Origin of the sequence: Paenibacillus spiritus (assembly GCF_008710135.1) — a bacterium.
In the GTDB taxonomy this organism is placed as follows: domain Bacteria; phylum Bacillota; class Bacilli; order Paenibacillales; family Paenibacillaceae; genus Paenibacillus_AQ; species Paenibacillus_AQ glufosinatiresistens.
This window is the reverse complement of sequence record NZ_VYKK01000013.1, coordinates 1-17653: the sequence shown is the minus strand read 5'-3', so window position 1 is coordinate 17653 and position 17653 is coordinate 1. Positions and strand designations below refer to the sequence as shown.

The 17653-nt window shown below is 59.4% G+C and carries 12 protein-coding genes and 1 riboswitch; of the genes, 11 read left to right on the top strand and 1 reads right to left on the bottom strand.

All coding sequences use genetic code 11. The features are described from left to right. The first annotated feature begins 38 nt into the window (after positions 1–38). The 9 genes from F4V43_RS10155 to F4V43_RS10115 all read left to right on the top strand — a co-directional run bounded on the left by F4V43_RS10155 (position 39) and on the right by F4V43_RS10115 (position 14095). Entirely contained in the window at positions 39–896 is an 858-nt protein-coding gene (locus F4V43_RS10155; protein WP_150458138.1) for a glycosyltransferase family 2 protein, read from the top strand. Further along, positions 880–2094 carry a glycosyltransferase family 4 protein gene (locus F4V43_RS10150; RefSeq protein WP_150458137.1) on the top strand — a complete coding sequence of 405 codons (1215 nt, stop codon included), beginning with the start codon at positions 880–882 and terminating at the stop codon, positions 2092–2094. The genes F4V43_RS10155 and F4V43_RS10150 overlap by 17 nt, the downstream gene beginning before the upstream one ends. Next, positions 2060–3202, top strand: coding sequence for a glycosyltransferase family 4 protein (locus F4V43_RS10145; protein WP_150458136.1), 1143 nt, complete (start codon positions 2060–2062; stop codon positions 3200–3202). The genes F4V43_RS10150 and F4V43_RS10145 overlap by 35 nt, the downstream gene beginning before the upstream one ends. Before the next feature lie 35 nt (positions 3203–3237). Further along, positions 3238–4338, top strand: a complete 1101-nt coding sequence (locus tag F4V43_RS10140; RefSeq protein ID WP_150458135.1) for a glycosyltransferase — start codon at positions 3238–3240, stop codon at positions 4336–4338. A 4-nt stretch (positions 4339–4342) separates the two neighbouring features. Next, on the top strand, positions 4343–5680 hold the full coding sequence (locus tag F4V43_RS10135; RefSeq protein WP_150458134.1) for a UDP-glucose dehydrogenase family protein: 1338 nt from the start codon (positions 4343–4345) through the stop codon (positions 5678–5680). 39 nt (positions 5681–5719) lie between these two features. After that, complete coding sequence (locus F4V43_RS10130; protein ID WP_150458133.1) at positions 5720–7093, top strand: sugar phosphate nucleotidyltransferase; 1374 nt, start codon at positions 5720–5722, stop codon at positions 7091–7093. Between the two features lie 137 nt (positions 7094–7230). Further along, positions 7231–7311, top strand: a riboswitch (cyclic di-GMP riboswitch). 12 nt (positions 7312–7323) lie between these two features. Continuing rightward, on the top strand, positions 7324–9726 hold the full coding sequence (locus F4V43_RS10125; protein ID WP_150458132.1) for a glycosyl hydrolase: 2403 nt from the start codon (positions 7324–7326) through the stop codon (positions 9724–9726). A 138-nt stretch (positions 9727–9864) separates the two neighbouring features. Further along, positions 9865–11370: a glycosyl hydrolase gene (locus tag F4V43_RS10120; RefSeq protein WP_223879847.1), complete on the top strand. Its 1506-nt coding sequence runs from the start codon at positions 9865–9867 to the stop codon at positions 11368–11370. A 184-nt stretch (positions 11371–11554) separates the two neighbouring features. Then, positions 11555–14095 (top strand): discoidin domain-containing protein, encoded by a 2541-nt coding sequence (locus F4V43_RS10115; protein ID WP_223879852.1) that lies wholly within the window; start codon positions 11555–11557, stop codon positions 14093–14095. A 138-nt stretch (positions 14096–14233) separates the two neighbouring features. On the opposite strand, the gene F4V43_RS10110 is transcribed toward F4V43_RS10115, so the two are convergent. Further along, positions 14234–15331, bottom strand: a complete 1098-nt coding sequence (locus tag F4V43_RS10110) for a GNAT family N-acetyltransferase (RefSeq protein WP_191089551.1) — start codon at positions 15329–15331, stop codon at positions 14234–14236. A gap of 102 nt (positions 15332–15433) precedes the next feature. Here F4V43_RS10110 and F4V43_RS10105 point away from each other — a divergent pair, with 102 nt between their 5' ends. Together F4V43_RS10105 and F4V43_RS10100 are read left to right on the top strand one after the other, a co-directional pair. Continuing rightward, positions 15434–16978 carry a potassium/proton antiporter gene (locus F4V43_RS10105; RefSeq protein WP_408638343.1) on the top strand — a complete coding sequence of 515 codons (1545 nt, stop codon included), beginning with the start codon at positions 15434–15436 and terminating at the stop codon, positions 16976–16978. 139 nt (positions 16979–17117) lie between these two features. Then, positions 17118–17573, top strand: a complete 456-nt coding sequence (locus tag F4V43_RS10100) for a Dps family protein (protein WP_150458128.1) — start codon at positions 17118–17120, stop codon at positions 17571–17573. Positions 17574–17653 lie beyond the last annotated feature (80 nt).

Here is a 17653-nt window from a genome sequence, read left to right as displayed (position 1 = left end):
CCCTGGAAGCGGGCGGCAGATTAAAAGGAGGAACCCGCATGGATTCAATAACTAACGTACTTGGAGGTCCCGGAAGCTACCCGATCTCCGCGGTGATTATCGCTCAGGACGATGAAGTCCGGATTGCCAAGGCGATTGAGTCCTGCCGTCTCTTCGCCGACGAAGTCGTCGTCGTGGACGGGGGCAGCAAGGACGGCACGGTGGCGCTGTCCCGGAGCCTAGGCTGCGCGGTCTATGAGAATCCCTGGCCCGGCTACGCGAAGCAGAGGGATTTCGGCGTGACCCATGCTGCCCACGACTGGGTGTTCCTGCTGGATACAGATGAGGTGGTCAGCGACGAGCTTGCCGCCGATCTCCTGGCCCGCAAGCCGAATCTGGCCGATGTGACGATGGCGTACTCGCTGTACCGGATCGGCGATTTTCTGGGACGCTGGCTGGACCGGGGCGAGTATCTCGTCCGGCTCTACAACCGCCGGGCCTACCGGGTGAAGGACAGTCTGGTGCATGAGATCCCGGAAGTGCCGGAAGAGAAGATTGTCCGGCTGAACGGAACGCTCTGGCATTACGGCTTCCGCAGCATCCAGGACCATGTCGCCCGCTTCAACAAGTACACCGATCTCGAGGCGCAGGCCGCGTTCGAGAGCGGACGGCCGTTCAAGCTCAGCCGCATGCTGCTGCGGGCTCCGGCCCGGTTCGTCCAGAAGTACTTTGTTCACCGGCTGTACCGCAAAGGCCTGGCAGGCTTCGCGGTATCCGTATTTTGGGTGATGTATGAATTCATGGTCGGCTTTAAGCACTACGAAAGGACCCGGAACCAGCGGCTGCTTCCGCAGGGCGCGGCGCAGACGGCCGGGACCGAACAGAAGGGAGAGGGAAGCTATGCCGTACAAAGATGAACTGAACATCATGGCAACCGGACTGAGCTGGCCCTCGGTGCAGCCGGGCGGACTGAATACCTATTTCAAGTCCATCTGCGAAGAGCTCTCTACGCGGGCCCGTGTCCACGCCTTGATCTGCAGTCCGGAGACGCCGTCTACGCCGGAGGGTCTGACCATCCATAATGCCGGCGATCCCCGGGAGAGCATCTGGAAGCGCAGAGATTCCTTTCAGCGCAAAGCGGCGGACCTGATGAACGCGGGACAGATCGACATCCTGTATTCGCATTTTGCCCCTTACGGCATCGGACCGGCGATTGAAGCGAAGAAGCGCGGCATTCCGGTGGTGATGACGTTCCACGGCCCCTGGAATGAAGAGATGAAGATTGAAGGCCAGGGCATCAAGCACCGGGTCAAGACGACCATCGCGAAGAGTATCGAACGGAAGGCTTACAAGCTGGCGGATCATTTTATCGTGCTGAGCGAGACCTTCCGGGACATTCTCCACCGCCTGCACGGCATTCCGCTCGACCGGATTACGATTATACCGGGCGCAGCCAATGTGGACCGCTTCATACCCGGGACGAACCGGCTGGCGGCCCGCCGCATGCTGAACCTGCCGGAAGGCGCCACTACGGTGCTGACCGTAAGAAGGCTTGTCAACCGGATGGGGCTGCTGCAACTGCTCGAAGCCTGGCGCACCGTATCGGAGCGCTTCCCCAATACCATTCTCCTGATTGGCGGCAAGGGGCCGCTTCGGGGAGAGCTGGAAGAGCGCATCGCCGATTACGGTCTTAGAGGGAAGGTTCGGCTGCTCGGCTATGTGCCGGACCATGAGCTGCCGGCGTATTACCAGGCAGCCGACCTGTTCGTTGTCCCTTCCCAGGCGCTGGAAGGCTTCGGACTCATCACCGTCGAGGCGCTGTCGAGCGGACTGCCGGTCATGGCGACGCCGATCGGCGGCAACAAGGAGATTCTGCGGAATTTCCGGCCGGAGCTTCTCTTCGACGGATTGAAGGCGGAAGACATGGCGGCCGGCATCTTGAAGATGCTCGGCAACCGCAAGCAGCTCCCGAGCCGGGACGAATGCCGGGAGCATGTGCTGGAGAGATACACCTGGCCGCATGTGGCCGACGGTGTGGAAGAAATATTCGCAGAAGTTCTGGGAAAAGGAGGGATGCAGGATGATGAGGATCGCGTATATCGATCACACGGCTAGATGGAGCGGCGGGGAAGTCGCGCTGTTCAACATCCTGACCCATATCGGCAGTCAGGTAGATCCGCTGGTCATTCTGGCGGAGGAAGGCGCGCTCGCCGACCGGCTGCGGGAGAAAGGCATCGACGTCCGCATCGTTCCGCTGGACGACGAGATCCGCAACCGGAACCGCAATGCGGTTAATTTCGGAGCGCCGGCGGCTGCGCTGAAGCTGCTCGCCTACGGACGCCGGCTGGCTCCGCTGCTGAAGCAGGAGGGAGTGGCGGCCGTGCATACCAACTCGCTGAAATCAGCCATTTACGGAGCCGTCGCAGCGAAGACCGCGGGACTGCCGCTGATCTGGCATATCCGGGATCATATCGGCGCTCCGTATTTGAAGCCCGCAGTCGCCAAGGGCATCCGGCTGATGTCGAGAATGCTTCCGAACGGCGTCATCGCGAACAGCCAGTCCACGCTCAGCGCGCTTGAGCTGCCGAAGACGAAGAAGACGCTGGTCGTCTACTCCGCCTTCGCCAAGGCAATCGGCGCGGCCGTGCCAAGCCGCAGCGGCGAGAACTTCAACGTCCTGCTCGTAGGGCGGCTCGCCGAATGGAAAGGCCAGCACGTTCTGCTGGAAGCGGCCCAATCGTTCAAAGACCGGCCGGAGGTGCATTTCTGGCTGGCCGGGGATGCGCTGTTCGGCGAGGACGCCTACAAGCAGCGGCTGCTCGACCAGATCGAGCGGGACGGCCTGAGCAATGTCCGGCTCCTGGGCCATGTCGAAGACATCCAGGGGCTGATGCAGAAGGCCGATCTGCTCGTGCACACCTCGATCACGCCGGAGCCGTTCGGCCAGGTGATTGTCGAGGGCATGGCGGCCGGCCTGCCGGTCATCGCCTCCAATGAAGGCGGGCCGCGGGAGACCGTCGTGCCCGGCGAGACGGGAATGCTGATTACCCCCGGCGATCCGCAGGTGCTGGCGCAGTCGATCCGCTGGATGCTGGACCATCCGGCAGAACGGCAGGTCATGGCGGAGAACGGCATGAAGCGGGTGAAGGAGCATTTTGTCATTGAGAATACGGTCCGGGATATCGTCGACTACTACAAAGGTTTGCTGGCGGCATCTTCTTAAGCCCATTGCTCCATCAAACATTGAGGATGATTTACATGAAAATAGCGATCGCGCATGACTATTTAATCCAGATGGGCGGAGCGGAACGGGTGGTGGAGGTCTTCCATCACATGTACCCGGAGGCTCCGATCTATACGACCGTCTTCAACGGAAGCCGCCTCACCGAGAACCTGAAGGACGCGGATATCCGGGCCTCCTGGCTGCAGAAGATTCCGGGCGTGAAGAGCAATTTCAAGAATGTGCTGCCGCTGTACCCGATGGCCATCAAGGACCTGGACTTCAGCGGATTCGATATCGTTCTGAGCTCCAGCAGCGCCTTCATGAAGAGCATTCAGGTGCCCAAGCACACCTTCCATCTCTGCTACTGTCATACTCCGATGCGCTTTGCCTGGGACTATGACACGTACATGGAGCGCCAGTCCAATTCCGGATTGTTCAAAAGAGTGCTGAAGCTCTACATGCAGCAGCTCAAAATGTGGGATCAGCGGACCTCCAAGAACGTCAACCAGTTCGTCGCGAACTCCTCGGTCGTCAAGACCCGGATCCGCAATTACTATCACCGCGACGCCGATGTCATCTTCCCGCCGATCAACACCTCGCGGTTCAGCAGCTCTTCGTCCATCGGAGACTACTATCTGATCGTCTCGCGGCTGGTGTCCTACAAGCGGATCGACCTTGCGGTAGAAGCATTCAACCGCAACGGGCTGAAGCTGTACATCGTCGGAGACGGGCCGGACCGTAAGCGACTGGAAGGCATGGCCAAAGGCAATGTCTCCTTCCTGGGCCGGCTGGAGGATGAGCAGGTAACCGGGCTGATGGCCCAGTGCCGCGCCTTTATTTTCCCGGGCGAAGAGGATTTCGGCATTACGCCGCTGGAAGCGAACGCAGCCGGACGTCCGGTAATCGCCTACCAGGCGGGAGGGGCGCTGGACACCATTGTTCCCCATGTCAACGGCGTATTCTTCAAGCGCCAGGAAGTGGAGGATCTGCTCGAGGCCATTCAAGAGGTGGAGCGGTATCCGTGGGATATCGGTGGAATCATCAATCATGCCCGCAAATTCGACGAAGGGGCCTTCCGGGTCCGGTTCAAGCAGTACGTCGAGCAGGCTTATGTGAACTTTCTAAAAGGAGGATGAGGGTATGAAGCTGACGGTGATCGGTACCGGTTATGTAGGACTCGTGTCCGGCGTATGCTTTACGCTCAATGGCAATCATGTGGTGTGTGTCGATAAGGACGAGGAGAAGATCGCCAAGCTCAATCAGATGGAGTCCCCCATCTATGAGCCGGGCATCGAGGCCTTGATCGAAATGAATCTCCGCGAAGGGCGCCTGGCCTTCTCTTCCGATCTCGGAGAGTCGGTTCGCCGTTCCGATATCGTCATTCTGGCAGTCGGAACGCCTTCCCTGCCGAGCGGGGAAGCGAATCTGGAATACATCGAGAACGCCGCGGCGGAAGTCGGGCAGGCCATGGACGGCTACAAAATCATTATGACCAAATCGACCGTGCCGGTCGGCACGAACGAGAAGATCCGGCAGATCATCGCCGCCAATACGCCGCATCCGTTCGATATCGTCTCCGCGCCGGAATTCCTGCGGGAAGGCTCCGCGATCCGCGACACGCTCCATCCTGACCGTATTATCATCGGCATCGACAATCCGAAAGTGGAGCCGGTGATGCGCGAATTGCACCAAGGCTTCACGGACAAGATCGTCGTTACCGACATCCGCAGCGCGGAGATGATTAAGTACGCGTCGAACGCCTTCCTCGCGACGAAGATCTCATTCATCAACGAGATCGCGAATATTTGCGAGAAGGTCGGCGCCGATGTAACCGAAGTCGCCGAGGGCATGGGGCTCGACAAGCGCATCGGCTCTTCCTTCCTCCAGGCGGGCATCGGCTACGGCGGTTCCTGCTTCCCGAAGGACACGAAGGCGCTCATACAGATCGCCGGCAACGTGGATTATGAATTCAAGCTGCTGAAATCGGTCGTCGAGGTCAATACGGACCAGCGGTTCATGATCCTTGACAAGCTGCACGAATCCATCGGCTCCCTGGCGGGCGCCATGGTCGGCGTCTGGGGGCTGGCCTTCAAGCCGAACACCGACGACGTGCGCGAATCGCCGGCCCGCGAGATTGTCGAAGCGCTGGTCAAGGAAGGCGCCATCGTCAAGGTGTTCGACCCGATCGCCGCGGACAACTTCCGCAAGCAGTATGACCACCCGCAGATCCGCTGGTGCACCCTTCCGGAAGAAGCGGCGGAGGGCAGCGATGCCGTAACGCTGCTGACCGACTGGAGTGTCTTCAAGGATATTGACCTGGCCAAGATGGCCTCCACCATGCGCCGCCCGATCCTGATCGACGGCCGCAACCTGTATACCAAAGCGCAGATCGAAGGCACCGGCCTGGAGTATCATTCCGTCGGCCGTCCGTCGCTCGGCGGTCTTAGCGGCTACTCGCCGATGGCAACCGCGCTGTAATTTATCCGCATTCACATATTCCAAGGGGAGGGTTCACTTATGAAACTGGTACTTTTGTCTGGCGGTTCGGGAAAACGGCTGTGGCCCCTGTCCAACGACTCCAGGTCCAAACAATTCCTTAAGGTGCTGCGCAGTCCGCAGGGCGAGCCCGAATCGATGGTGCAGCGCGTCTGGCGCCAGCTTGCCGAGACGGGACTCGCAGAGCATTCCTTCCTGGCGACGGGGCGCGGGCAGGTGGAGATGATTCAGAGCCAGCTCGGGCCGGAGGTGCCGATCATAGTCGAACCGGAGCGCCGGGATACCTTCCCTGCCATCGCATTGACCGCTTCTTATCTGTACTCGGTGGCCGGCGTGATGCCGGATGAGACCGTGGCGATTCTTCCCGTGGACCCTTACGTCGAGGCTTCCTTCTTCGAGACGGTGGCAAGTCTCCAGCAGACGATGGACACCAGCGGAGCCAACCTGGCGCTGATGGGGGTTGTTCCGGAGCTCGCCTCCGAGAAATACGGCTACATTATCCCCGTATCCGAGGGCGCGGCCGACGACGCCTACCGGAGAGTTAGCCACTTCCAGGAGAAGCCGGAACGCGCGCAGGCCGAAGAGCTGATCGGGCAGGGCGCGCTGTGGAACTGCGGCGTCTTTGCTTTTAAACTCGGGTATCTGCTGGATATCCTCCAGAGCAAGGGCCTTCCGCTCAACTACGAGGAGATGCAGAAGCAGTATAAGCTGCTGCCGTCCATCAGCTTCGATTACGAAGTGGTCGAGAAGGAAGAGAATATCGTGGTTCGCCCGTACGACGGCTTCTGGAAGGATCTCGGCACCTGGAATACGCTGACTGAGGAGATGGCGAGCAATCAGCTTGGCCGGGGCCTGCTGACGGAGGATTCCGCATCCAGCTGCCTCATCAATGAACTGGATATCCCGATCACCGTGATCGGCGCCAAGGACCTGATTGTAGCGGCAAGCCCCGATGGTATTCTGGTCACTTCCAAGTCCGAGAGTCCGCGAATCAAGGAAGTGCTGAAGGGCAGCGAGCAGCGTCCCATGTACGAAGAGCGGCGCTGGGGACACTACCGCGTCATTGATTATGTCAAATACGACGAAGGCAGCGAAGTGCTGACGAAGCGGATTTTTATCGGGGAAGGCAAGAACATCAGCTACCAGCTGCACCGCAAACGGAGCGAGATCTGGACGATTGTCAGCGGAGAAGCGAGCGTGATTCTCAACGAGCGGATGCATACGGTCCGCGCAGGCGATGTCGTCCGCATCCCGGAGGGGACCAAGCACAGCATTCTGGCTCTGACCGACGTCGAGCTGATCGAGGTGCAGAGAGGCTCGGAGCTTGTCGAAGAAGACAATATCCGGATTACGCTGGACTGGGAAGACATTGAACTCCAACAGTTCATCTCTTAGACCAAACTAACTAATTTAACCGATTTGGAGAACGTTCAAACAGGGCTTAAGATTCAATTTTGGCTTGGTATGTTCGTGAAGGGTTCAAGCGGTCGAAAAGATTGTCGATAAGTACGGTAAGAAGGGATTCTCCTTCCACAACGAAAAGGCAAACCTATCGCGAGGTAGGGACGCAAAGCCAAGGGTCTTCTCTATAAGAAGACAGCCTGGTTACCGAAAGGAAGAGTGAAATGAAGTCTTACCGTACTCGTCGTCTGTCCGTTGCCCTGCTGTCGATCGTCCTGCTGCTGTCCATGCTGCCGGTCTCGCCGGCAAGCCCGGGAAGAGCCTGGGCCGCATCGTCGCAGGACCCGGTCAACTCCGCTGCATCCCCCGCCGCAGTGAAACTGCTCAGCTACCTGAACGCCATCTCCGGCAAAGGAATTCTGAGCGGCCAGCACGATTATTTCGAGAGCCCCGATGAATACCTGAACAAGCTGCAGAGCAGCAGCGGCCAGTTCGCCGCGCTGCACGGCTATGAGCTCGGCGCCATTTCCGGCCAGAGCGAAGCCGCGGCGGCGGCCCAGCGCAAGAACATCGTCTGGAGCGCGACACAGACGTATAAGAAGGGCGGCATTGTCGCCATGACCTTTCACGAGAAGCTTCCGGGCACCAGCAATGACTGGGGCAATGTCCAGAAGTCGATCAGCCAGACCGAATTCAATAAATATGTAACGCCAGGCACGAGTCAGTACAACAGCCTGATCGCCGACCTGGACACAGCAGCCGTATCGCTGAAGAGCCTCCGCGATGCCGGCGTTCCTGTCCTGTGGCGTCCGTATCATGAGATGAACGGAGGCTGGTTCTGGTGGGGACAGAAGAGCAACTTTGCCGCCCTGTGGAATATCATGTATGACCGTTTCGTTAATTACCACGGCCTGAACAATCTGCTGTGGGTCTGGAGCCCGAACGCACCGAACGCCTGGTCCGATCCGATCGAGAAGACCTATCCGGGCGCGGACAAGGTCGATATTCTGGCCCTTGATATTTACGACAATGATTTCAAGCAGAGCTACTACAACAGTCTGGTCAGCCTGGCGAACGGCAAGCCGGTTGCCATTGGCGAGAACGGGGAAATGCCCGATCCGTCCGTACTGTCCGCCTCCCAGAACAAATATGTATTCATGATGAACTGGGGCAAATTGCTGAACGAAAAAAACACTGCGTCAACGATCAAGAACTTTATGAATCACAGCTATACGCTGACGCGGGACGAATATATAAATGTGGCCGAGGCCGCGCTGGCTGCAAAACCGGCAGCCACGCCGACACCGGCAGCAATGCCGACACCAACAGTCACGCCGACACCGGCAGCAACGCCTGCACTTGCCGCGCCCGCACCGACCGCGACCCCGAAGCCGTCGGCTACACCGACAGCTGTACCGGCTCCGGAGAGCATTGCGAATCCGGTGACGGTCAATGGTCTTCAAGCCCAGTACTATGCCAATATGACCTTGTCCGGATCGCCGGTGCTGGTTCGCAGCGAAGACAAGATCGATATGAACTGGGGCAAGCTGTCCCCGGCGAGCGGCAGCGTTCCGTCCGATTACTTCTCGGCCCGGTGGACGGGTAAGATCAAGCCGAACTACTCCGAGACGTATACCTTCTACACTGCCTCGGACGACGGTATCCGAGTCTGTATCGACGGCAAGACGGTAATCGACAGCTGGTACAACCAGAGCGGAACGGAACGTTCCGGCACGATCGCGCTTCAAGCGGGACGGCTGTATGATCTTACAGTGGAATACTATGACAATACGGGCGATGCGAAACTCCGCCTGATGTGGCAGAGCGCCAAGCAGGCGAAGCAGAGCGTTCCGTCCGGCGCATTCTTTACCGTACAGACCGCCGCTCCTGCCTCTCTGGCCGCGCCGGCGGCATCGTCACCGGCAAGCACGCCTGCGCCGGCAAGCACGCCTGCACCGGCAAGCACGCCTGTGCCGACAAGCACGCCTGCGCCGGTAAGCACACCTGTGCCGACAAGTACGCCTGCACCGGTAAGCACACCTGCGCCGACAAGTACGCCTGCGCCGGCACAGTCGGCGGCTCCTGCTCCTGCCGCCCTCCCTGCTCTCGCGGCTTCGATAATCGAACAACCGGTGACAGTTGTTTCAAAACCGGCCTCTGCGGGGGAATTAACGGTAGCGGACGGGAAGGAAGCGGCGGAGGTTAACGGACTTCTCGGCGAGTATTTCAACAACATGAATCTTTCCGGCGCGCCTGTAATGTCCAGACAGGAGAGCGTTCTGGATTACAACTGGCGCCTGAAATCTCCGGATGCGGCCGTACCGGCGGACTTCTTCTCCGTTCGATGGACAGGGAAGATCAAGCCGAAGTACGGTGAAACCTATACGTTCTCCACTTGGTCCGATGACGGCATCCGCGTCTTTGTGAACGGCGTGGCCGTAATCGACAGCTGGGTCAAACAGAGCGGAACGGAACGCAATGGCACCATTACGCTGGAAGCAGGACGGATGTACGACTTGAAAGTGGAATACTATGAGAATCAGGGGGATGCCAAAGCGACGCTGATGTGGAGCAGCGCAAGCCAGAAGAAAGAAGTGGTTCCGGCAGGCGCGCTGTTCCTGCCGTAAGCGATTGTCCTCTCTTGGACTCTCGGGCGTCGAATTTCATCCTCCTGCAATCGACCGCATGAAATCTTAACCGCCAGGTATGCCCTGCTCTCACCGGCAGGGCTACTGAGCTATATGCACCTGAGAGGAAGATGGGATTTGAGAACGAGTCGGAAATATCGGTTATTCACTGCGCTGTTGCCCGCTATTCTGCTGCTGGTGCTGCTGGGCCGCAATGAGGTGACCAGTAAGTCTGCCGTTCCCGCGGCGCCTTCTCCGTCTCCGGTCAATGCGAATATTTCGCCGGAAGCGAAGCGGCTCTACGACTATCTGGTGAACCTTGGAGGCAAGGGCATTCTGTCCGGCCAGCATGATTATCTGGAGAGTCCCGATGAGTTCAACCGCAAGCTGCGTATGTACACCGGTGAATCGGCGGTCATTCACGGCTATGAGCTGGGTGCGATCGGCAACCAGTCCACCGCCACGATCCGCAAGCAGCGGCAGGCTGTCGTGGAGAGTGCCGAGAATTGGTATAAGAGCGGCGGCATTGTCGTCATGACCTTTCACCAGAATCTGCCCGGCACCTCGCCGGAGTGGACGAATGTACATATGACGCTCGACCCGGATAAGTTCAATGCTTATATCACGCCGGGAACCGCGGAATACAAGAACCTGATCGCAGAGCTTGACGATGTCGCCGGATACTTGGAAGAACTTCGCGATGAAGGCGTTCCGGTCTTATGGCGTCCATACCACGAAATGAACGGCGGCTGGTTCTGGTGGGGTCAGAAAGAGCAATTCTCCAAGCTCTGGGACCTCATGTATGAACGTTTCACCGTAACGCATGGTCTGAACAATCTGCTGTGGGTCTGGAATCCGAACGCCCCGAACGAGTCTTCGGGGGCGTATAAAGATTATTATCCGGGAGCGGATAAGGTCGATATCCTGGCCGCAGATATCTATAACAACGATTTCCGTCAATATTACTATGACAGTCTTCTGGAACTCGCGGGAGACAAACCGATCGCCATCGGCGAGAACGGCGAGCTGCCGGATCCGGGCATGCTGGCAAAGACGCAGAGCCGCTGGGTCTACATGATGACATGGGGCAAGATGCTGACCGAGAACAACAGTTCACAGGCCATCCGGAAGTTCATGAGCAATCCGTTCACGCTGTCGCGCGAGGATGTGAAGTCGGCAACCGAACTGATCCGCAATGGGGCGCCGGCGGTGGCGGAGAAGGGGCTGACTGCCGAATACTTCAACAATGCGACACTCTCCGGGAAGCCCGTGCTGACGCGCAAGGAGCAGAAGCTGGAGCACAACTGGCACACCGGTTCCCCGGCGGCGGGGGTCTCCAAGGATCTGTTCTCCATCCGCTGGAGCGGGACGATCGTTTCGGCGAAGGGCGGCCTCTACGAGATCAAGGCGTCTTCGGATGACGGAAGCCGGGTGAAGATCGGCGGGACGACCGTCATTGACGCTTGGATCAAACAGAGCAGCAAGAGCCGGAAGGGAACCATCTACCTCAAGCCGGGGCAGAAATACAATCTGACCGTCGAGTATTTTGAGAACAGAGGCAATGCAAGTTTCTCCCTGACCTGGAAGAGCGCGGGCCAGAAAGAGAGCGCAGCGCCCTCTACCATCTCGTTCGTTCCCCGGTGAGAAGAACCGTTTCGTTCGAGACCAATAACCGGCAGAAAGCGAGGGCGACGAAATGAGAACCAGCCGAAACATGAACCGCTACTTCCTTCTGATTGCCAAGCTTGCAGGGTTGGGGCTCTTGGTTCTGATGACCCTTTCCTTTCTGGGAGGGCCCAAGGACGAGAAAGGGAGGACGACAGTCGATATGAGCAAGCTGTCTGCTCCGAGCGTAACCCGGGCGGATATCCCGAAGGGAACGACGATCTGGAAGCTGGGGACCCATAACGGCTCCGCTGCCGAATTCGCCAAGCCCGCCGCTGGAGCGGCGGAGCTTGCGGTTGGCAGAGAGGCGCTGACGGCGGATACGCTTAGCCGGGTACCTTCGGGTCTGGACGGCAAGAAGCGTCCCGAATTGAAGATTCAATACAACCTGAACCGGGTGCCGGAGCATGGCGTGCTGTTCCGGGTGAGCATCCTGGATGCGTACAAATCCGTTCCGCAGATGAGCGTCTTCTCGAACCGGCAGCTGTCGGGGATCATTCAGATCGCCGGCGTGGCCGGAACGGGCATCGACTATAATTTTGTCAAGACGTATGAGCTCTACATACCGAAGGAGCAGCTTCGGGCCGGAAGCAATGAATTGAAGCTTCGCACCGAGCGCTGTCTCTATTGTTCTTCGGAGGAAGACGCTTATCTGTGGTGGACCTGGGATGACCTGTCGCTCAGCGCCCTGAATGCGCCGATCAGCGAGCCGATCCACGGAAGCTATATCGAGACGGGAACGATGGTGGCGAACAAGCAGTTCTATTACGATCAAGGCGCCGTGGATCACCTGCCCTATATTCTGAAATGGCTGGGTCTGGCTTACAGCGGCAACGTCATGCGGGCCAGCTGCGCCAGCGATGTCGGGAACGCTTGCTCCAAGATGGAGGAATATTACAAGGTTCTCAAGGATTACAACATGCAGTCGGTTGTGCTGTATCTCTACACGGCCGACATCAAGCTGAAGAAGGACGGCAGCCTCTCGGATGAGGCCGCGGGGAAGCTGTCCGATTATTTCAAGAAATACGGTTCCTACTTCCAGTATTTCGAGGTGGACAACGAACCGGGCCTGTTCAACCGTTCGCAAGCGGTCGATCTGGCCATTGCCCAGTGGCTGAACAAGCAAGGCAAGACTATCTCGCCGGAGATGAAGAGCGTGGCTCCGGGGTGGGCGTACTGGCCGGGCTACAGCGCCAAATCCTGCGGCAACCAGCGCGGCAGCGCCAAGCAATGCGGCGATCCGGACGGCTGGGAGCGCGATCCGAAGCAGCGAATGGAACTGGAGGAGGTTACCGATCTGACGAACGGCCATTCCTACGGAGAATCCTATGTGTCCAGGGATGGCGGCAGCTTCACCGAGAACCTGAAGACGTTCGGGGGATCGGCAGACGGACTGCCCAAACAAATGCTGACCACCGAGTTCGGCACCTCCGACAGCCATGTCGATGCCTGGCAGTACGGGGCCGATCAGAAGACTTCGGCCGTCTTTGACCGGATTATGCGGGCTCATATCGGCTATGCCGATATGTTCGTCCAGCATGCCGCCTTCTTTAAGAACTTCAGTCTGTTCGAGTACAATTTCAATCTGAACGATCATGACCCTGCGAAGACCCGAATTTACTACACCAAGAAAGGCGAAGAATCCCGGGTCAGCATCATGCGCCGGCTTACGCTGGCCTATGCCACACACGGCGCGCCTCTGACCTATGTCCTTGCCAACCGGGATGAGCTGGCCGACAAGAAAGTGTATGTCCGGGCCGTGGATACCTCGAAGCTGGACCCGCTTCCGGTCAGCGGCGCGACGTCCGACAAGGTGCTGGTCAACCTGGTGAATTTTGAATCCACGGAGCAGACGGTGGAGGTCGCGGTCACAATGCCGGAAGCGGTTGTCTATGAAGGCGAACGCTTCGGCAGCGGCGACACCTATGAGACGGCCCGCCGGTATGTCGGCAGCCTCAAGGCTTCCCCGTCGATCACCTTCCGGGAAAAGCTGGCTCCGGGAGAGGCGGTGCAATATATCCTGGAGCCCTCTGCCCGGGTGAAGGATACGGCTCCCGCCGGGCTGACGGCGGAAGCCGTCAGAGGGTCGGCCATACGGCTGAACTGGAAGGAGGTGCCGGGCATTTCCTACGAAGTGCTCCGGGCCGACGGCTCCAGCACGGCCTTCAAGGCGATTGCCAAAGGAGTGACGGCTACGTCCTACACCGACCGTTCGGTTCGGGAAGGAACGCTGTACACGTACGCGGTCCGGCGGACCGGTTCGGAGCAGATGTCCAAGACCGTGCAGATTACCGCTACCGGACTGGTTCCTCTGGACCGCTCGGAATGGAAGGTGAGCGCGAACGTCAACGGCGAGAACGGGTATCCCGGCAAAGCGATTGACGGCGACAGCCAGACCCGCTGGGATACCGGCGTCAACCAGAAGCCCGACGAGAGATACGAGATTGATCTCGGCGCTGTGCACAGCTTCGAAGCGCTGGAGATGAGTCTCTCGCCAGCCCCCTACGATTACCCGCGACGCTATGAAATCTCGGTCTCCGACGACGGTTCAAGCTGGAGGACGATCCAGTCCGGCCTGGGCCGGAAGGGACAGAGCCTGTATCCGCTTGGGGAGACCCGCGGCCGATATATCCGCATCCGCCAGACCGGCTCGGGCGGCAACTACTGGTCCATCTATGAACTGCAGGTCTATTCCAGAGAATAGGCCAAGGACGGGACGGGCCGCGCATTCTATCCGCCCGGTCTTCCAACCCTGAATTTCTTATCCCAAAAAACAAGCCGTCCCGATGCCGAGGGACGGCTTTGTTGTCGAAGGAGACGCTGCTGCGGCCGGGGCCGGCCGCTATACAAAATGCAGGCCGTACAGGTAAGGCAGCGGGAGCGCGGGCGGCAGTCCGTCCGCAGCTGCCCGCAGGGGGCTGTCCGGGTCAAACAGCACCGACAGCAGCTCGCGGTCACCGGGCGCCGCCGCCTCCACTGCGGCGCGGTCCGCCTCCGCCGGCACGGCCTGGCGGAGCAGCTCGGCACGGCTGGCTGCGCAGACCGTGCCGGCGTTGCCGCCGAAGGCGGCCGCTGCGCCCGCTTCGCGGAGCAGCGCAAGCAGCCGGTGCTCGTGCCACGGCACCGGCACTTCCAACGCCGCGCCGCTGCACAGCGCGGCCTTCGCCAGCAGGGCCGCCACCGCTTCGGGGCGGCCCGCCCACTCCACAGCCGCCCCGTCCGAAGGGGCGGCATCGCCGCGCGCCGGGTCAGCCGGCGCGCCCGGAACCGCCGCCGGCAGCGCGGCGGCGAGGAAGCCCTCCACGCGGCCCTCGCGGACGGCCACCAGGGTGCGCGGGGTCAGACCCATCGCACCCGCCAGGGCTCCGGCCCCAAGCTCCGCCGCCAGTTCGCCCGCCGAGGCGGCGAACCCCGCCTCCCGCGCCGTCAGCAGTTCGCAGACGGCGTGCAGATCCTCCGGCTGCATCGGCCGCAGCAGCCGGTCTTCGTCCTCGGCGGCCGCCGCAAGGGACGCAGCCGCCTCCGGATGCAGCCGCACGCGGGCGGCGCGGCCAAACGGCACACATCCGGCGCGCTCATAGAGCGAACGTTCGCCGGAGACAAAGATCAGCGCCGCCCCTGCCCGGCGGGCGTGCTTCTGGCAGAGCGCCAGAAGCGTTCCGGCAAGCCCCCGGTTGCGGTAGGCGGGCGCCGTGCAGACCGAGCCGATCGAGAAGGCGCGGAGCGCGACAGGGCCGGCCTGGACCGTGGAAGGGACCAAGCCCATGAAGGCGGCCAGCGTGCCGTCCTCGTCCCAGGCTGCGTAAGAGTGGACAAGACCCGGACGGAATATAGAGGGGAAGAGTTCGCCCATCGAGCGGTCGCCCTCCTTGCGGAATACGGAGTCGGCGAGCGCGGCCGCCTGCGGCAGCTCTTCTGGGCGAATAAGCCGGTATTGCATCTGCGTGTAGCCTCCCAATGAGTAAAATTTCTTGGCACAACCCAGTATAACATGGGTAATAACGAACATAACAAAACCAGTCCAAATGGAAAGGCGTGATTGATGCACATGACGCATTTTTCCGACACCATGATTCTTCTCTTGGCCGTTCTCCTGCTGATTGGCGTATTCTCCACCAAATTCTCCTCGCGTTTCGGCATGCCTTCGCTGGTGCTCTTCATCGCGGCCGGGATGGTATTGAACCAATTCGTTTATTACGACAACATCAAGCTGACCCAGCTTGCGGGGATTTTTGCGCTTGTCATTATCCTGTTTGAAGGCGGCATGCAGACCAGCTTCCGGGAGATTCGCCCGATCATCCGCCCGGCGCTCTCGCTGGCCACCGTAGGCGTGATCGTATCGACCGTCATCGTCGGTTTTTTTGCCCGGCTTGTTCTGGATGTTCCTTGGGCCGATAGTCTGCTGTTCGGCGCCATTGTCGGCTCGACCGATGCGGCGGCCGTCTTCGCCGTGCTGGGCGGCAAGAATATCGACAAACGGCTGACCTCCACGCTGGAAGCGGAGTCAGGCAGCAATGATCCGATGGCGGTCTTCCTGACCGTGACGCTCATTGAATGGATTCAGCACCCCGATACTGCAATCTGGATGCTGATCCTGCTGTTCATCTGGGAGATGGGCATGGGCCTGGTTACCGGTCTGGTCGTGGGCAAAGGAGCCGTCTGGCTGATCAACCGGATCAACCTGGATTCCACCGGTCTGTATCCGGTGCTTGCGGTCGGCGCGGCCGTGCTGACCTATGGACTGGCGGCGATGTTTCACAGCAGCGGCCTGCTGGCGGTCTATGTAGCCGGGCTGGTGCTCGGCAACTCGGAAGTGGTCTATCACCGGACCATTATGAACTTCAACCACGGCTTTGCCTGGATGATGCAGATCGCCATGTTCATGCTCCTCGGGCTGCTCGTATTCCCCCAGGATCTGGCCGATATCGCCTGGCAGGGCCTGCTGCTGTCGCTGATCCTGATGGTGGTGGCCCGGCCCGCCGGCGTCTTCCTGAGTCTCCTGTTCGCCAAATTCAATGTCAGGGAGAAGACGCTGATTGCCTGGTCGGGACTTCGGGGCGCGGTGCCGATCGTACTGGCAACCTATCCGCTGATGGCGAATCTTCCCCATGGGCGGATGTTCTTCAATGTCGTCTTCTTCGTCGTGCTGACCTCCGCGGTCATTCAGGGTACGACGATTTCCGCGCTGGCCTTCCGGCTCAAGCTGGTCGGCAAGGAGGGAGAAGCGCCTTCGCTGATGGAACTGGTCGCCCTGGGCCGAACAAGCTCCGAATTCAACCATGTCGTCATTCAGCCCCATATGCCGATTGCCGGCCTGCAGATTGCCGAGATGGAGCTGCCGGAGGATATCCTGTTCACGGCGATTATCCGCGGTGACCGGATTGTCACTCCGCTAGGAGGAACGGTGATCGAGCCTGGCGATGTTCTCTATGTGCTGAGTCCCAAATCGAAGCGGGAAGAAATGCGGGCTTTGTTCCGCGCCGAGAAAGGGCGTTCGGCGGCCGGCGGACAGCTTCCGCTTCAAGCGTCGCCGCTTGGCTCGGTTCAGACGCTGGGGGAAGAGAACGAGAATCTTAAGAAATTGTGACCGACCTAATAGCCTGGAGCTTAACGGGCATGATAAACTATGCGAAATTCATTCGCGGCATTGTAAATGCGGCGGAAGTATGCTAAATTAAATATATATTTAGAATAAGTCTAAATTAAATAGTTGGGAGGAAATTATAATGAGTACCGAACTGAAGAGCCAGACCGAACTGCACGCCGGGTTGAACCGCCAGACCGCGAATTGGAGCCTGCTGGGCGTCAAGCTGCATCACTATCACTGGTTTGTCAAAGGCAGCCACTTCTTCACCCTGCATGAGAAATTCGAGGAATACTACAACGAAGCCGCAGGCTATGTGGACGAGCTGGCGGAGCGCCTGTTGGCCATCGGTGGCCGTCCGGCCTCGACGATGAAGGAATATCTGGAACTGTCGACCCTGGAAGAAGCCAAGGGAAGCGAAGATGCCGCCGCTATGGTATCCCAGCTCATCAAGGACTTCTCTCAGATTGCCGAAGAAGCGAAGACGCTGATTGCACTTGCGGAAGAGTCCGGCGACCAGCCGACCGGAGATCTGCTGATCGGCATTCGGACGAACGTCGAGAAGCATGTATGGATGCTGAATGCTTATCTGGGCTGATTCGCCCTGCCGCTTCCTATAGCGGCATACCTACAAGGGGCTGTCTCAAAAGGGTCATAAAATGACCTGAGAGACAGCCC

Coding starts and splice junctions, on each gene's coding strand:
- F4V43_RS10145 (WP_150458136.1), top strand. CDS start 2,060: ATGATGAGGATCGCGTATATCGATCACACGGCTAGATGGAGCGGCGGG.
- F4V43_RS10155 (WP_150458138.1), top strand. CDS start 39: ATGGATTCAATAACTAACGTACTTGGAGGTCCCGGAAGCTACCCGATC.
- F4V43_RS10100 (WP_150458128.1), top strand. CDS start 17,118: ATGAGTACCGAACTGAAGAGCCAGACCGAACTGCACGCCGGGTTGAAC.
- F4V43_RS10140 (WP_150458135.1), top strand. CDS start 3,238: ATGAAAATAGCGATCGCGCATGACTATTTAATCCAGATGGGCGGAGCG.
- F4V43_RS10130 (WP_150458133.1), top strand. CDS start 5,720: ATGAAACTGGTACTTTTGTCTGGCGGTTCGGGAAAACGGCTGTGGCCC.
- F4V43_RS10125 (WP_150458132.1), top strand. CDS start 7,324: ATGAAGTCTTACCGTACTCGTCGTCTGTCCGTTGCCCTGCTGTCGATC.
- F4V43_RS10115 (WP_223879852.1), top strand. CDS start 11,555: ATGAGCAAGCTGTCTGCTCCGAGCGTAACCCGGGCGGATATCCCGAAG.
- F4V43_RS10105 (WP_408638343.1), top strand. CDS start 15,434: ATGCACATGACGCATTTTTCCGACACCATGATTCTTCTCTTGGCCGTT.
- F4V43_RS10135 (WP_150458134.1), top strand. CDS start 4,343: ATGAAGCTGACGGTGATCGGTACCGGTTATGTAGGACTCGTGTCCGGC.
- F4V43_RS10150 (WP_150458137.1), top strand. CDS start 880: ATGCCGTACAAAGATGAACTGAACATCATGGCAACCGGACTGAGCTGG.
- F4V43_RS10110 (WP_191089551.1), bottom strand. CDS start 15,331: ATGCAATACCGGCTTATTCGCCCAGAAGAGCTGCCGCAGGCGGCCGCG.